Below are 15,760 nucleotides of genomic sequence, written 5' to 3'. Positions count from 1 at the left end.
GCCCCTGAACGTCTATATAGACGGTTCACCTAGCCCGGAATCCGCCATGACCCTGCCTCTTTCGCCTGTCTTCGAAGCCCTGCGCGCGGCTGCCCGCGACCGCATCCTGATTTTGGACGGGGCGATGGGGACGCAGATCCAGCAGCTTGGCTTTGGCGAGGGCGACTTCCTTGGCCATGGCGGGGCCTGCGCCTGCGGCTGTCACCCGCCCGCGCTTGGCGAGCATCCCCAGCAGGGCAACAACGACCTGCTGATCCTGACCCAGCCCGAGGCGATCGAGGCGATCCATTACCGCTATGCCAAGGCCGGCGCGGATATCGTGGAAACGAACACGTTTTCCTCGACCACCATCGCGCAGGCTGATTACGGCATGGAGCACGCGGTCTATGACCTGAACTTCCACGGCGCGCGTCTGGTGCGTCAGGCGCTGGACCGCGCCACGGCCGAGGATGGCCGCCCGCGCTGGGTTGCGGGCGCGTTGGGGCCGACCAACCGCACGGCCTCGATCAGCCCGGATGTGAACAATCCGGGCTACCGCGCGGTGACCTTCGATCAACTGCGCATCGCCTATGCCGAGCAGATCCACGGTCTGATCGACGGCGGTGCCGATATCATCCTGATCGAGACGATCTTTGACACGCTGAACGCCAAGGCCGCGATCTTTGCCTGCGAAGAAGTCTTCGAGGAAAAGGGCCTGCGCCTGCCGGTGATGATTTCCGGCACGATCACCGACCTGTCGGGGCGCACGCTGTCGGGCCAGACGCCGACCGCCTTCTGGTATTCGCTGCGCCACGCGACGCCGATCACCATTGGCCTGAACTGCGCTTTGGGTGCCGAGGCGATGCGCCCGCACCTTGCCGAACTTTCGGTCGTCGCGGATACGCTGATCTGTGCCTATCCCAATGCGGGCCTGCCCAACGAAATGGGCCAATATGACGAGTCGCCTGAGGATATGGCCGCCCAAGTCGCCGATTTCGCGCGCGAGGGGCTGGTCAATATCGTCGGCGGCTGCTGCGGCTCGACTCCGGAACATATCGCGGCGATTGCCCGCGCCGTGGCCGATATCCCGCCGCGCGCGCTGCCGGAAATCGAGCCGCGCCTGCGCCTGTCGGGGCTGGAACCCTTCGTCAAGACCGACGAGATCCCCTTCGTGAACGTGGGTGAGCGCACCAACGTCACCGGCTCGGCCCGTTTCCGCAAGTTGATCACCAATGGCGATTTTGCCCCCGCTTTGGATGTCGCCCGCGATCAGGTCGAGAACGGCGCCCAGATCATCGACATCAACATGGATGAGGGGCTGATCGATTCGAAGCAGGCGATGGTCGATTACCTGAACCTGATCGCCGCCGAGCCCGACATTGCCCGCGTGCCGGTGATGATCGACAGCTCGAAATGGGAGGTGATCGAGGCCGGGCTGAAATGCGTGCAAGGCAAGCCGGTGGTGAACTCGATCAGCCTGAAGGAAGGCGAGGAGCAGTTCCTGAAGCAGGCGGATCTGTGCCGCCGCTACGGTGCCGCCGTCGTGGTCATGGCCTTTGACGAAACCGGGCAGGCCGACACGGAAAACCGCAAGGTGGAAATCTGCGCCCGCGCCTATGACCTGCTGGTCAACAAGGTCGGCTTCCCGCCCGAGGACATCATCTTTGACCCGAACATCTTCGCCGTCGCGACCGGGATCGAGGAACATGACAATTACGGCATGGACTTCATCGGCGCGACCCGGCGGATCACGCAATCGCTGCCCCATGCCCATATCTCGGGTGGGGTCTCGAACCTGTCCTTCAGCTTCCGCGGCAATGAACCCGTGCGCGAGGCGATGCATGCCGTGTTCCTGTATCACGCCATTCAGGCGGGCATGGACATGGGCATCGTCAATGCCGGGCAGCTGGCCGTCTATGACCAGATCGCGGCCGACCTGCGCGAGGCCTGCGAGGATGTGGTCTTGAACCGCACGCCCGCCAATGGCCGCACGGCCACGGAAAACATGCTGGACATTGCCGAGCGCTTCCGCGGCGAGGGCGGTGCCAAGGCCCGTGAAAAGGACCTCACCTGGCGCGAATGGCCGGTGGCGCAGCGTCTGGCGCATGCGCTGGTCAATGGCATCACCGAATACATCGACGAAGACACCGAGGAAGCCCGCCTGTCGGTCGAGCGTCCGCTGCATGTCATCGAAGGCCCGCTGATGGACGGGATGAACGTCGTCGGTGACCTGTTCGGCGCGGGCAAGATGTTCCTGCCGCAGGTGGTGAAATCTGCCCGCGTGATGAAACAGGCCGTGGCCCATCTGCTGCCCTATATGGAGGCCGAAAAGGCCGAGAAGGGCGGCTCGACCAGCGCTGGCAAGGTGCTGATGGCGACGGTCAAGGGCGATGTCCATGACATCGGCAAGAACATCGTCGGCGTCGTTCTGGCCTGCAACAATTACGAAATCATCGACCTTGGCGTCATGGTTCCGGCAGCGAAGATCCTTGAGATCGCCAAGGCCGAGAATGTCGACATCATCGGCCTTTCGGGCCTGATCACGCCGTCCCTGGATGAGATGGTGCATGTCGCCGCCGAGATGGAGCGCGAAGGCTTCGACATTCCGCTGCTGATCGGCGGCGCGACCACCTCTCGCGTGCATACCGCCGTGAAAATCCACCCCCGCTATGCCAAGGGGCAGACGGTCTATGTGACTGACGCCAGCCGCGCCGTGGGCGTGGTGGGCAGCCTGCTTTCGGGCCAGAAGACCGCCTATGTCGACACCATCCGCACCGAATATGCCGATGTGGCGAACAAGCATGCTCGCGCCGAGGCCGAGAAGAAGCGCCTGCCGCTGGCCTCGGCCCGCGACAATGCCGTCAAGATCGACTGGACCGGCTATGAGGCCAAGACCCCGGAATTCCTTGGGTCAAAGGTGATCGACGACTTCGATCTGGCCGAGATCGCGCGCTATATCGACTGGACCCCTTTCTTCCAGACATGGGAGCTGAAGGGCGTCTATCCCCGCATCCTTCAGGACGAGAAACAGGGTGAGGTCGCGCGGCAACTGTTCGCTGACGCGCAGGCCATGCTGAAGCGGATCATAGACGAGAAATGGTTCCAGCCCCGCGCCGTCATCGGCTTCTGGCCAGCGAACCGGCTGGGTGACGATATCCGCCTGTTCACTGCGGACGACCGCGAACAGGAGCTGGCGACGCTGCACACCCTGCGCCAGCAGATCGCCAAGCGTGACGGCCGCCCGAACGTGGCCATGGCCGATTTCGTCGCCCCCGAAGGTGTCCGTGACTATGTCGGCGGCTTCGTGGTGACGGCGGGGGGCGAGGAGCAGGCCATCGCCAACCGCTACAAGGCCGCGCATGACGATTTCTCGGCCATTCTGGTGCAGGCACTGGCCGACCGCTTCGCCGAGGCCCTGGCCGAGATGATGCATGAGCGCGTCCGCAAGCAATACTGGGGCTACTCGACTGAGGATTTCGCCCCCGAGGAGCTGATCGGCGAACCCTATCCCGGCATCCGTCCCGCGCCCGGCTATCCGGCCCAGCCCGACCATACGGAAAAGCTGACCCTGTTCCGGTTGCTGGACGCCACGGCGGCCACTGGGGTCGAGCTAACCGAATCGATGGCGATGTGGCCCGGTTCCTCGGTTTCCGGCCTCTATCTGGGCCATCCCGACGCCTATTACTTCGGCGTGGCCAAGGTCGAGCACGATCAGGTGCTGGACTATGCCGCGAGGAAGGGCATGATCGTTTCCGAGGCCGAACGCTGGCTGGCCCCGATCCTCAACTACATTCCGCAAGCTGCCGTGGCGGCGGAATGAAAGAACTTCGCGGCGGCTGCAAAAGACCCCTTTTCATCCGCCGCGCAACCGTCTAAGAGGCGCTTGCTACGAAGATGCGGTCGTGGCGGAATTGGTAGACGCGCAGCGTTGAGGTCGCTGTTCCTTAACCGGAGTGGAAGTTCGAGTCTTCTCGACCGCACCAAAGCAATGAAAGCCGTGCAGCCTTGAATGGCTGCGCGGCTTTCGTCTTTTTCGCGATCATGACAAGGCTGCGACAAAGAAATGGCACGTTTGCGCCAGTGCTGTGACGGCATCCGGGTGCTGGCGATTGCTTGGGCGTGGACCTGCCCGAATCCCCGATTGCGGACCTGCCCAAAACCCCAGCCACATGAACGGCTTGGATGCCAAAGCGCATTCCCGCAGTGGCGTAAGATGCGCAGCCGGGCAGGGGCCTCTGCCCGATTTTGGGGCAGGCTTGGGCCGCTGCACAACATCTGCACATGCCAGTTGCCATACCGCATCGCCCCCGCTTAGGCTTGAATTGCGGAAAACAAGAACCACGAGAAACAGGGAGTCCCGCATTTGGCAGTCGCAGCCGGTAACGACGCATTCGTCGTCTTCGATCATGTGCAGAAAAGCTATGACGGTCAGACCCTTGTCGTGAAGGATCTGAACCTCAGCATCGGCAAGGGCGAGTTCCTGACGATGCTGGGGCCTTCGGGATCGGGCAAGACCACCTGCCTGATGATGCTGGCAGGCTTCGAGACCGCGACTCATGGCGAAATCCGCCTGAACGGGCGCAACATCAACGACGTGCCGCCGCATAAGCGCGGCATTGGCATGGTGTTCCAAAGCTATGCGCTGTTCCCGCACATGACCGTGGGCGAGAACCTGTCCTTCCCGCTGGAAGTGCGCGGCATGAACTCGTCCGAGCGCAATACCCGCGTCGCCCGCGCGCTGGACATGGTGCAGATGTCGAAATTTGCCGCCCGCCGTCCGGCCCAGCTCTCGGGTGGCCAGCAGCAGCGGATCGCGCTGGCCCGGGCGCTGGTCTTTGACCCGGAACTGGTGCTGATGGACGAACCGCTTGGCGCGCTGGACAAGCAGCTGCGCGAACACATGCAGTATGAGATCAAGGCGCTGCATGACCGGCTGGGCATCACGGTCGTCTATGTGACCCATGACCAGGGCGAGGCGCTGACCATGTCGGACCGCATCGCTGTCTTCAACGATGGCCGCATCCAGCAGCTGGCCCCGCCTCCGGTGCTGTATGAGAAGCCCGAGAACAGCTTCGTCGCGGGCTTCATCGGTGAAAACAACGCGCTGCAGGGCAATATCGAGCAGCTCGAAGGCGGCAAGGCGCTGGTGCGGCTGGGCAATGGCGATCTGATCGACGCGACTCCGGGGAATATCTGCGAAATCGGCAAGCCCACCACCGTCTCGATCCGGCCCGAGCGGATCGAGTTCAAGCCCAGCCTGATGCCCGCCGGCGCCCATACGCTGGAGGCCGAGGTCAAGGACGTGGTCTATATGGGCGACATCCTGCGGGCGCGGCTGAAGGTGGCGGGTCACGACAATTTTGTCATGAAATACCGCAACACGCTGGGGCAGGTGAAGCTCTCCCCCGGTGAGACGATCCGCATCGGCTGGCATCCCGAAGATGCCCGCGCGCTGGACCCGGTCTGATTTTCAACAAGAATTTTCTATCCAATGTGAGGGAGCACTACATGAAACGGACGCTCATCCTGACCTCGGCGCTGGTGGCGATTGCCTCGGGTGCCTATGCTCAGGACAAGGAAGTGAACCTGCTGAGCTGGGGCGGCGCCTATGGCAACAGCCATGTCGAGGCCTATGCCAAGCCCTTCGAGGCCAAGACCGGCATCAAGGTCAAGGTCGCCGATGCCGACAACCCGGCCACCCCGATCAAGGCGCAGGTCGAGGCGGGCAACGTCTCCACCGACGTGGCCTCGGTTGAATATGCCGATGCCGTGCGCCTGTGCGACGAGGGCCTGCTTGAGCCGATCGACGCCTCGATCCTGGTCCCGGCCGCTGATGGCACCGGCGCCTCGGCCGATTTCATCGAGGGCGCGGTGACGGATTGCTTCGTCGGCACCGATGTCTATTCGATGATCCTGGCCTATGACGACAGCAAATTCGCGGATGCCAAGCCCAGCGGTGCCGCCGATTTCTTCGACACAGCCAAGTTCCCCGGCAAGCGCACCATGCGCAAGGGTGCCAAGTTCAATCTGGAATTCGCGCTGATGGCCGATGGCGTCCCCGCCGCCGAGGTCTATCAGGTTCTGGGCACGCCCGAGGGCGTCGACCGCGCCTTCAAGAAGCTCGACAGCATCAAGAAGGACGTGATCTGGTGGGAAGCCGGCGCGCAGCCGCCGCAGCTTCTGGCCGATGGCGAGGTCAGCATGGCCTATGCCTTCAACGGCCGGATTTTCAACGCCGCGCAGGGCGAGGGCAAGCCCTTCAAGATCGTCTGGGACGGCCAGATCTATGAGATGGAAGGCTGGGTGATCCCGAAAGGCGCGCCGAACCTTGAAGCCGCCAAGGAATTCGTCGCCTTCTCGACCTCGCCCGAGCCGCAGGCTCGCGCCGCCGAGTTCATCAGCTATGGCCCGCCGCGCAAATCGGCTGCCGCGCTGGTCGGCAATATCAACGGTACCGACGTTCCGATGGGTCCGAACCTGCCGACCACCGCCGACAACATGAAGGCGGCGCTGGGTTCCAACCTCGACTTCTGGGTCGATCACGATGCCGAGCTGAACGAGCGTTTCAACGCCTGGCTCGCCAGCTGATTTTTTGGCCGCGGCGGCAGGTTCGCCGCGGCCTTTTCTGCACCCGCCGGGTGTCAAAAATCACGGCCAAAGAGCCGGATACGCAAACAGGGAGTTAAAAAAGCCATGAGAAGAACACTGATTCTGACTTCGGCCCTCTGCGGTCTGGCCTTTGCGGCCCAGGCCCAGAACAAGGAGGTGAACGTCGTCTCCTGGGGTGGCGCCTATGAGAAGTCGCAGGTCGAAGCCTATAACAAGCCCTTCGCCGAAAAGACCGGCATCAAGGTCAACATGATCGCCGCCGACAACCCGGCCACGCCGCTCAAGGCGCAGGTCGAGGCCAAGAACGTCACCGGCGACGTCTTTGACATCGAGGTTTCGGACGCGATCCGCCTGTGCGACGAAGGTGCGCTGGTCGAGATCGACCCGGCCTCGCTTCCCGCAGCACCCGACGGCACCGCGGCTGCCGAGGACTTCCTTGACGGCGCGCTGCAGGATTGCGCGGTCGCCAACATCTATTGGGGCACGGTCATCGCCTTCGACACCACGAAGTTCGCGGATACGAAACCGTCGACCGCCGCCGATTTCTTCGACACGACCAAGTTCCCCGGCAAGCGCGGCCTGCCCAAGAACCCCAAGCGCACCCTGTATCTGGCGCTGATCGCCGATGGCGTCGCGCCCGACAAGGTCTATGAGACGCTCTCGACCCCCGAAGGCGTCGCGCAGGCCTTCAAGAAGCTCGACACGATCAAGAAGGATGTCGTCTGGTGGGAAGCGGGCGCGCAGCCCGTGCAGTTGCTGGCCGATGGCGAGGTGGTGATGGCCACCGGCTATAACGGCCGCTTCTTCGACGCCATGGTCGGCGAGGGCAAGCCCTTCGAGATCATCTGGGACGGGCAGTACATGGACATGGACATGTTCGCCATTCCCAAGGACGCGCCGAACCCCGAAGCCGCGATGGAATACCTGAAATTCGCGACCGACACCCAGCGTCTGGCCGATCAGGCAAAATACATCGCCTATGGCCCGGCGCGCAAAAGCTCGGCGGCGCTGGTCGGCATGTACCAGGACGGCAAGACCGAGATGGCCCCGCATATGCCGACCGTCGCGGATCACATGAAGACCGCCGTCATGGATGACCCGGAATTCTGGGCCGACCACAACGCCGAGCTGACCGAGCAGTTCAACTCCTGGCTGGCGGCAAGCTGACCCAATTCCGCCGCCGTCCATTCCGGGCGGCGGCGCCCTTCGACCGACTGACGACCTTTGAAGGACCAGGATGGCCAAAGCCCTTGACCCCCATGCCGCGATCGTGACCGAGGCCGTCGGCCTTCTGCCCGAGGGCACGCTGCAGACCGCCGACGGACAGCCGCTTTCCCGCGCCTTGGCGCGCAGCTCGCGCCGGGCGCGGCGGCGGGCCTTTCTGCTGGTGCTGCCGCTGCTGGCCTTTATCCTGCTCACCTTCGTGTTGCCGATCGGCCAGATGCTGCAACGCTCGATCAAGAATGACGGCTTTTCCGCGAACATGCCGCAGCTGAGCGCTTGGTTCGATGCCAACCCGCGCGGCACCGAACCCGATGAGGCGGCATGGGGCGCGCTGGCCGCCGACCTGCAGGCCGCCGCCGAGTCCAAGACCATCGGCGTGGTCGGCACGCGGATCAATTATGACATGGCGGGCACGCGCTCACTGTTCACCGGGGCGGGCCGCAAGGTCAGGGACGGGCTTGAGCCGCCCTATCGCGACGCGATGCTGGACATCGACCAGAAATGGGGCGACCCCCGGCTGTGGTCGGTGATGCGCGAGGCGTCCTCGCCCTATACCGGCAACTTCTATCTGGCCGCGATGGACCGGACGCGGGACGATAACGGCAATATCGTGCAGGTGGCCGAACAGCAGCGGATTTACCTCAAGCTGTTCATGCGCACTTTCTGGTTGTCGCTGATCATTACCTGCACGACGTTCTTGCTGGGCTTTCCGATCGCGCATCTGCTGGCGACCTTGCCCATGCGCAAGTCGAACCTGCTGATGATCCTTGTCCTGCTGCCCTTCTGGACCTCGCTGCTGGTCCGGACCACGGCCTGGATGGTGCTGTTGCAGCAGCAGGGCGTGGTGAACGATATCCTCGTCTGGCTGGGCGTCATCCGCGACGATCAGCGGCTGCAGATGATCTTCAACCAGACCGGCACGATCATCGCCATGACCCATATCCTGCTGCCGTTCATGATCCTGCCGCTTTATTCGGTGATGCGCACGATCAATCCGTCCTATGTCCGCGCCGCCCGTTCGCTGGGTGCGACCAGCTGGACCGCCTTCCGCCGGATCTATTTCCCGCAAACCCTGCCGGGATTGGGGGCAGGGGCGCTGTTGGTCTTCATCCTTGCGGTCGGCTATTACATCACGCCTGCCTTGGTCGGCGGCTCGTCCGGGCAGCTGATCTCGAACATGATCGCGATGCATATGACGCAGACGCTGAACTGGTCGCTGGCGGCGGCGCTGGCCACATTGCTGCTGGGCGGGGTGCTGATCCTGTACTGGGTCTATGACCGCCTTGTCGGCATCGACAATCTGAAACTGGGGTAATCGACATGGCGCTTCCAACCTATGCGACCAAGCTGGAGCGGGCCTGGCATTACGCTTATCTCGCGATCTGTGCGGCGATCTTCTTCTTTCTGATCGCGCCGATCGTCGTGGTGATCCCGCTGAGCTTCAACGCCGAGCCCTATTTCACCTTCACCGACAAGATGCTGTCCTTTGACCCGACGGGTTATTCGATGCGCTGGTATGACAGCCTGCTGACCTTCGGCATGGTCAAGCCCGAGGCTCCACGTGATCTGGGCTGGTGGGCGGATGTCTGGCAGAACGCGAAATGGGTGCAGGCGGCGAAAAGCTCGATGATCATCGGCTTCTTCGCGACGATCGTGGCAACCGTGCTGGGGACACTGGCGGCACTGGGGCTGTCACGGCCGGAAATGCCCTATCGCCGGGTGATCATGGCAATCCTGATCTCGCCGATGATCGTGCCGATCATCATCACGGCGACGGGGATGTTCTTCTTTTATTCGAACCCCTGCGAGCCACTGACCTGGATCGGGCTGAACCCGCAATGCGGCAGGCTTGCCGGGACCTATCTGGGCGTGATCCTGGCCCATGCGACGCTGGGCATCCCCTTTGTCATCATTACGGTGACGGCGACGCTGGTCGGGTTCGATCAGTCGTTGTCGCGGGCGGCGGCCAGCCTTGGCGCCAACCCACGCACGACGTTTTTCCGCGTGATCATGCCGCTGATCCTGCCCGGCGTGATCTCGGGCGCGCTGTTTGCCTTTGTCACCTCCTTCGATGAGGTTGTCGCGGTCCTGTTCATCGCCGGCCCCGACCAGCAGACCATTCCGCGCCAGATGTGGAACGGCATCCGTGAGCAGATCTCGCCCGCGATCCTGGCCGTCGCGACATTGCTGGTGATCTTCTCGGTCGCGCTGCTGACGGTGGTGGAACTGCTGCGTCGCCGGTCCGAGCGGCTGCGGGGCGTCACGCCGCATTGAGCGGCTCACACCCCGGCCCTGAACCCGCCGCCCTTCGTGGCGGCGTTTTCATGGCGGTCGCGGCTTCTTCGTTTCCGAAATACCCCCGCCGGAGGCCGCTGCTGGTGCCGCCCGGACCGTCCGCCCGCCGCAGCGCGCCTGCCTCTATGGCAGGACCGAGATCCAGAACCAGATCGTCAGCATCGACAAGGCTGTCGAGACCAGCACCGTCGAGGCTGCGACGCGTTTTGCGGAATTGTAGATCGCCGCGAACAGATAGGCATTCACGCCCGGCGCCATGCTGGCGGTGATCACGGCGGAACGCATCGCCTCGGTTGGCAGCTTGAACATCAGCCCCAGCCCATAGGTGGTGACCGGATGGATCACCAGCGAGCAGATGCAGCAGAGTGCGATGGCAGTGCTGTCGCCCTCGGGGCGGTAGCGATAAAGAACGCCGCCCAGACCGAACAGCGCCGCGGGCAGAGCCGCGCGGGCCATCATGTCGGCGGCGGCCCAGAAGCCCTCGGGCATGACCAGCCCGGCGCTGAGCAGGACATTCATCACCGCACCGCTGAGAATCCCCAGGATCAGCGGCGTATGCAGAACGCCCGACAGCGCCCGCATCGCGATCTGGCCGACGCGCAGGCTTTGGCCGCGCGCGCGGGTGATCTCCATCATGGTGATGCCAAAGGTGTAAAGCAGCGGCGAATGGATCGCGATAATGGCGACGTTGCCGGCCAGCGCCTCATGCCCATAGGCGCGTTCCATGATCGGGATGCCCAGCAGCAGCGAGTTCGAGAACAGGCAGCAGAAGCCGATCGCCACCGCATCCTCGGGGCTGCGCTTGAGATAGAACCGCGAGACGCCCCAGCCCAGGAAATAGGACAGGAACGCCCCGGTATAAAAGGCGATCCACATGCCAAGGTTGAAGTTCGCCGCCAGATCCAGCCGCGCCACATTGGTGAACAGCAGCACGGGCACGGCGAAGTTCTGGGCAAATCGCATCAACCCATCGACGGCGACCTCGGTGAACATCTTTCGCCAGGCAACCAGATAGCCAAAGCCGATGACGATGAAGACCGGAAGGATGACGTCGAAAAGAATGGTCATGTCAGATGTAGCACCAGTCCATCATGAGCAGGGATGACATTGTCCGGCGTCTCGGCCATGACATCGTCGTAATCGAGATCGATATGCATGTTGGTGATCACGCCATGAGCGCAGCCAGAGCGTGCGATCCAGTCCAGCGTCAGCGCCAGATGGGCATGGCTGGGATGCGGCTTGCGGCGCAAGCCGTCGCAGATGAAGGTCTGCGCGCCGATGATCGCGGGCCAGGCCGCCTCGGGGATGTCCTTGACATCGGGCAGATAGACCAGCCCGCCGCGATCGGCGGGAATGCGGAATCCCAGCGCCTCGGTATCGCCGTGATCGACAGCGAAGGGGATCAGTTCCAACGCCCCGCCCGCACCGGTGATGCGGATCGGCCCCTCGATCAGATGCATCTGGCAGATCGGCGGATAGGACGAACCGGGCGGCGTCTCGAACACATAACCGAAGCGCTGCATCAGTGCTGCGGCGGTACGCGCATCGGCATGGACCGGCATGCGCTTGCCCATGTTGAAGACGATCTGGCGCAGGTCGTCGATGCCGTGGATATGGTCGGCATGGGCATGGGTATAGACGACGGCGTCCAGCTCTCCGATGCCGGCATCCAGCAGCTGCGGCACCAGATCCGGACCGGTGTCGATCAGGACGCGCGTCACCCCCATCGGTCCTTCGCGTTCCAGCAGCAGCGCGCAGCGGCGGCGGCGGTTGCGGGGGTTTTGCGGATCGCACTCACCCCAGCGGTTGCCCAGCCGCGGCACGCCGCCCGATGAGCCACAGCCAAGGATCGTGGCACGGATCATGCAGCGGCCTTGGCGAACAGGCGGTCGAAATTCGCGGTGGTCTGGGCGCGGAACTCGGCCTCGGACAGTCCCAATGCCTCGGCCCCGATCCGGGCGGTATGGACGACATGCGCGGGTTCGTTGCGCTTGCCGCGATAGGGCGGGGGGGCCAGATAGGGCGCGTCGGTTTCGACCAGAATGCGGTCGAGAGGGGCGGCGGCGAAGATCTCGCGGATCTCGGTCGAGCGCGGGAAGGCCGCGATCCCGGACATCGACAGGTAAAAGCCCAGATCCAGCGCGGCGCGGGCCAGTTCCGGGCCGCTGGTATAGCAATGCATCACGCAGTCGAAGGCCCCGATGCGGTGCTCCTCGGTCAAGATGCGGGTCATGTCGGCATCCGCGTCGCGCGAATGGATGATCAACGGCAGACCGGTGCGGCGCGCGGCCTCGATATGGATGCGCAGGCTTTCGGCCTGAATGATCGCGCTTTCGGCGGTGTAATGGTAATCAAGGCCCGTCTCGCCGATGCCGACGAATTTCGGGTGACGCGCCAGCAGGACCAGTTCCTCGACCGCGACCAGAGGTTCCTCGGCGGCATACATCGGATGCGTGCCCGCGGCATAGAAGACACCTTCATGGGCCTCGGCCAAAGCGCGGACCGCGGGTTCGTTCTGCAGGCGCGTACAGATCGTGACCATGCGGCGCACGCCAAGCGCATTGGCGCGGGCGATCAGTTCGGCCTGTTGGCCTTGGAAATCGGGGAAGTCCAGATGGCAGTGGCTGTCGACAAGCTCGGGCAAAGCGGGGGTTTCGGACATCGGACAGGCTCCCCGTTTGTGGCAGGCTTCAGGATGCGGGCTGGTTCGCAAGCCCGATCAGCATATCCATCACCAGCGCGGAAGGGTCAAGGTTGACCGCCCGGCCCAAGCGCGCACGTGCCGATAGTTCGGCTTGCGCTGCCGCCCAAAGCTGCGCTGCCCGCTGATCGGGCGCAATGCGGGCCAGAACCTCGGCCTCGCCCTCGGCGGCTTCGGGATAGGGTGGACCCAGAAGGCCCGCGCGTGCGGCGCGGGTCAGGAAGCGGTCGATCAGCGTGACGATCAGATCGAAAGGGTCGCCATCGGCACTGGGGCGGCCTGCGGCGGTGTCGGCCAGCGCCGCCACGGCCCGGCGGTCGATGCGGGGGTAATCGGCGAACAGACGGACGATGGCTTGATACAGGTCCAATCCGCCCTGACCGGCAAGGCGAACCGCCTCTCCGACCGAACCGCCTGAAAGGGCAGCCAGCCGCGCGGGATCGCCCTCGATTCCCAGATCGCGCAGGATGGCGGCCATGCCATCTGGGGCCAGTGGCAGCAGCCGCAATTCGCGGCAACGCGAGCGGATGGTGGGCAGCAGGCGACCCGGCTGATGCGCGACAAGGATCAGGACCGCACCTTTCGGCGGCTCCTCAAGCTGCTTCAGCAGCGCATTGGCGGCGGCAAGGTTCATCTCATCGGCGGCGTCGATGATCGCCACACGGCGGCCACCTTCGGCTGCGGACATGTGGAAAAAGGATTGCAGCCGGCGGATTTCATCCACGGTGATCTCGGTGCGGATACGGCCGGTCTTTTCATCGACGGGACGGCGCACCAGCATCAGGCGGGGTTCCGACAGCGCCCGGATGCGGCGCACGACCGGGGCTTCGGGGTCGGTCCACAGGCGGTCCGGCGCGCCGCCGGACAACAGCCATTTCGCCAGGGCCCAGGCAAGGGTAGCCTTGCCCGTCCCGCGCGGACCGGTCAGCAGCCAGCCGTGATGCAGGCGATCCGCACGGGCCGCGCCAAGGAAATCCGCGACCGCCTGATCCTGACCCAGAACCTGGCTCGCCTCGCGCGGATGCGGGGCACCGGGGGCACGGTCGGGTTCGGGGATATCCTCGTCGCTCATGGCAGGGCGGCAAGGACGCGGGCCGCGACCTCGTCCTGCGAGCCGCTGCCGTCGATCAGCCGGATGCGGTCGGGAAACTCCTGCGCCAACGCCAGAAAACCTGCCCGCAGCCGTTTTTGGAACTCCAGCCCGAGGCTTTCGAAACGGTCCTCGGTCCCGCCGCGTTCCGCGCCGCGACCACGGGCGGTGGCGGGATCGGTGTCGATGATGCAGGTCAGGTCGGGTTCGATGCCGATGACCAGACGGTGCAGATCTTCGACCAGCTGGCGGTTTTCGGCCCGGACCAGTCCCTGATAGACCCGCGAGCTATCGGCGAAGCGATCTGAAATCACAGTCTCGCCCCGCGCCAGCGCGGGCCGGATCAGGCGTTCGACATGGTCGCGTCGTGCAGCGGTGAACAGCAGCAACTCGGTTTCCGGGGACCAGCGTTCGCCGCGACCCTCAACCAGCAGCTTGCGGATCTGCTCGGCGCCTTCGCTGCCGCCGGGTTCGCGGGTCAGCGAGACCGTCACGCCACGGCTGCGCAGCGTATCCGCCAGCCGCCGCGCCTGCGTCGATTTCCCCGAACCGTCAATCCCCTCGAAGCTGATGAACATCCCGGCCAGCGGCTTAGTTGTTCACGGCCTGCATGGCGTGCTGGCTCAGGCGCGAGGCCGCGTTCTGCAGCCGCCCGAACACGCCTGCGCGGCCGACATCGCTGGCCGCCAGCAGCGGCAGGCGCGACTGGCCGGCGCCGGGGATGTTGACCAGCAACTCACCCAGCTTGTCGCCCTTGGTGATCGGTGCCTCGATCGGGCCGTTGAACACGGCCTCGGCGGTGACGCCCGATTGCGAGCCGGCGGGCAGCAGCACCTTGACGCCGTCTTCGGTGGTCAGGCCGACCTTGCTTTGGTCACCCAGCCAGACCGGAGCCTGCGCGACGATTTCGCCCTTGGGGACGATAGTGCGCATGGTGAACTGGCGATAGGCCCAGTTAACGATCCGCTCGGCCTCTTCGGCGCGGGCGCGATCGCTGGGCAGGCCGGAAATCACAAAGATGATGCGCCGTCCGCCCTGAACCGCCGAGCCGACCAGACCGTAGCCTGCTTCCTGCGTATGGCCGGTCTTGAGCCCGTCAGCCTTCCAGTCGCCGCCGCCAAGATGCAGCAGCGGGTTGCGGTTGTTCTTGTTGGAGGGCACCCGCCCTTTGTAGCTGAACTGCGTCATGCCGAAATTCGGGTAAAGATCGGGGAATTCGGTGATCAGTCGCAGCGCCAGCGTGCCCAGATCGTGCATCGACATGACATGTTCGGGGTCCGGCCATCCCGAGGCGTTGGCGAAATGCGATTTCGTCATGCCCAGTTCCTTGGCGCGCTGGTTCATCGACCGGGCAAAGGCCTCCTCGGTCCCGGCGAGTTCCTCGGCGACCACGACGCAGGCATCGTTGCCCGAGTTGATGATGATGCCGTGGATCAGTTCCTCGACGCTCGGCCGGTCGGCGGGTTCGACAAACATCCTCGACCCGCCCATCTTCCATGCCTTGGTCGACACCGGAAGGGTCTGATCCATGGTCACACGGCGATCATGCAGGGCCTCGAACAGCATGTTCAGGGTCATCAGCTTGGACATCGAGGCCGGGGGCAGCGGGGTGTCGGCGTTCTTCTCCATCAGGACCGTGCCTGTCGCGACATCATAGACCCAGGCGGCGCTGGCATTGGTGTCGAAGGCGCGCGCGGGCAGGGCGAACGCCATGACAAGGGCGATGATGCGAAGCGTCATGAGGCGCATGGAGTATCCTTGAGACCTGTCGGTTTGGGCATATGACTATCGCAGCCGTCGCGTGGCCGCAACGCCGCACGGGCCGTCGCGGCCCGCGTTTTTCATGATGCGCGACATGGGCA

12 protein-coding genes and 1 tRNA gene are annotated in these 15,760 nt (G+C 64.2%); 7 read left to right on the top strand and 6 right to left on the bottom strand.

The features are described from left to right. Positions 1 to 46 precede the first annotated feature (46 nt). The 7 genes from metH (at position 47) to GL300_RS03620 (ending at position 10,086) form a co-directional block, all read left to right on the top strand. Entirely contained in the window at positions 47 to 3,799 is a 3,753-nt protein-coding gene (gene metH, locus GL300_RS03650; RefSeq protein ID WP_155038187.1) for a methionine synthase, read from the top strand. A 76-nt stretch (positions 3,800 to 3,875) separates the two neighbouring features. After that, positions 3,876 to 3,962 (top strand) — tRNA-Leu (locus GL300_RS03645). Between the two features lie 380 nt (positions 3,963 to 4,342). Then, entirely contained in the window at positions 4,343 to 5,446 is a 1,104-nt protein-coding gene (locus GL300_RS03640; RefSeq protein WP_155038186.1) for an ABC transporter ATP-binding protein, read from the top strand. Between the two features lie 41 nt (positions 5,447 to 5,487). Then, positions 5,488 to 6,567, top strand: a complete 1,080-nt coding sequence (locus GL300_RS03635; protein ID WP_155038185.1) for an ABC transporter substrate-binding protein — start codon at positions 5,488 to 5,490, stop codon at positions 6,565 to 6,567. A gap of 105 nt (positions 6,568 to 6,672) precedes the next feature. Then, positions 6,673 to 7,755 carry an ABC transporter substrate-binding protein gene (locus tag GL300_RS03630; RefSeq protein ID WP_155038184.1) on the top strand — a complete coding sequence of 361 codons (1,083 nt, stop codon included), beginning with the start codon at positions 6,673 to 6,675 and terminating at the stop codon, positions 7,753 to 7,755. A 70-nt stretch (positions 7,756 to 7,825) separates the two neighbouring features. Further along, positions 7,826 to 9,127, top strand: a complete 1,302-nt coding sequence (locus GL300_RS03625) for an ABC transporter permease (protein WP_155038183.1) — start codon at positions 7,826 to 7,828, stop codon at positions 9,125 to 9,127. Positions 9,128 to 9,132: 5 nt separating this feature from the next. After that, entirely contained in the window at positions 9,133 to 10,086 is a 954-nt protein-coding gene (locus GL300_RS03620) for an ABC transporter permease (protein ID WP_155038182.1), read from the top strand. A gap of 144 nt (positions 10,087 to 10,230) precedes the next feature. Here GL300_RS03620 and GL300_RS03615 read toward each other — a convergent pair whose 3' ends face one another. From GL300_RS03615 to GL300_RS03590, 6 genes are read right to left on the bottom strand one after another with little or no spacing between them, the layout of a single operon-like run. Further along, complete coding sequence (locus GL300_RS03615) at positions 10,231 to 11,175, bottom strand: AEC family transporter (protein ID WP_155038181.1); 945 nt, start codon at positions 11,173 to 11,175, stop codon at positions 10,231 to 10,233. Next, the gene (locus tag GL300_RS03610; protein ID WP_155038180.1) at positions 11,172 to 11,972 is read right to left on the bottom strand and encodes an MBL fold metallo-hydrolase; all 801 of its coding nucleotides are present in this window, start codon (positions 11,970 to 11,972) and stop codon (positions 11,172 to 11,174) included. The genes GL300_RS03615 and GL300_RS03610 overlap by 4 nt, the downstream gene beginning before the upstream one ends. After that, a complete protein-coding gene (locus GL300_RS03605; protein WP_155038179.1) occupies positions 11,969 to 12,769 on the bottom strand; it encodes a TatD family hydrolase in 801 nt (266 codons plus the stop codon). The genes GL300_RS03610 and GL300_RS03605 overlap by 4 nt, the downstream gene beginning before the upstream one ends. A gap of 28 nt (positions 12,770 to 12,797) precedes the next feature. Further along, positions 12,798 to 13,880 (bottom strand): DNA polymerase III subunit delta', encoded by a 1,083-nt coding sequence (locus tag GL300_RS03600; protein ID WP_155038178.1) that lies wholly within the window; start codon positions 13,878 to 13,880, stop codon positions 12,798 to 12,800. Continuing rightward, complete coding sequence (gene tmk, locus GL300_RS03595; protein WP_155038177.1) at positions 13,877 to 14,476, bottom strand: dTMP kinase; 600 nt, start codon at positions 14,474 to 14,476, stop codon at positions 13,877 to 13,879. The genes GL300_RS03600 and tmk overlap by 4 nt, the downstream gene beginning before the upstream one ends. Positions 14,477 to 14,489: 13 nt before the next feature. Further along, a complete protein-coding gene (locus GL300_RS03590) occupies positions 14,490 to 15,647 on the bottom strand; it encodes a D-alanyl-D-alanine carboxypeptidase family protein (protein WP_155038176.1) in 1,158 nt (385 codons plus the stop codon). Between the last annotated feature and the right edge of the window lie 113 nt (positions 15,648 to 15,760).

The sequence above is a fragment of the Paracoccus litorisediminis genome, from assembly GCF_009711205.1.
In the GTDB taxonomy this organism is placed as follows: Bacteria; Pseudomonadota; Alphaproteobacteria; order Rhodobacterales; family Rhodobacteraceae; genus Paracoccus; species Paracoccus litorisediminis.
This window is presented reverse-complemented; position numbering and strand designations above follow the sequence as displayed.

Excerpts from the sequence above, each read along its gene's own strand:
- GL300_RS03615 (WP_155038181.1), bottom strand. The coding sequence starts at position 11,175 with ATGACCATTCTTTTCGACGTCATCCTTCCGGTCTTCATCGTCATCGGC.
- GL300_RS03620 (WP_155038182.1), top strand. The coding sequence starts at position 9,133 with ATGGCGCTTCCAACCTATGCGACCAAGCTGGAGCGGGCCTGGCATTAC.
- tmk (WP_155038177.1), bottom strand. The coding sequence starts at position 14,476 with ATGTTCATCAGCTTCGAGGGGATTGACGGTTCGGGGAAATCGACGCAG.
- GL300_RS03625 (WP_155038183.1), top strand. The coding sequence starts at position 7,826 with ATGGCCAAAGCCCTTGACCCCCATGCCGCGATCGTGACCGAGGCCGTC.
- GL300_RS03635 (WP_155038185.1), top strand. The coding sequence starts at position 5,488 with ATGAAACGGACGCTCATCCTGACCTCGGCGCTGGTGGCGATTGCCTCG.
- GL300_RS03600 (WP_155038178.1), bottom strand. The coding sequence starts at position 13,880 with ATGAGCGACGAGGATATCCCCGAACCCGACCGTGCCCCCGGTGCCCCG.
- GL300_RS03610 (WP_155038180.1), bottom strand. The coding sequence starts at position 11,972 with ATGATCCGTGCCACGATCCTTGGCTGTGGCTCATCGGGCGGCGTGCCG.
- metH (WP_155038187.1), top strand. The coding sequence starts at position 47 with ATGACCCTGCCTCTTTCGCCTGTCTTCGAAGCCCTGCGCGCGGCTGCC.
- GL300_RS03605 (WP_155038179.1), bottom strand. The coding sequence starts at position 12,769 with ATGTCCGAAACCCCCGCTTTGCCCGAGCTTGTCGACAGCCACTGCCAT.
- GL300_RS03630 (WP_155038184.1), top strand. The coding sequence starts at position 6,673 with ATGAGAAGAACACTGATTCTGACTTCGGCCCTCTGCGGTCTGGCCTTT.
- GL300_RS03590 (WP_155038176.1), bottom strand. The coding sequence starts at position 15,647 with ATGCGCCTCATGACGCTTCGCATCATCGCCCTTGTCATGGCGTTCGCC.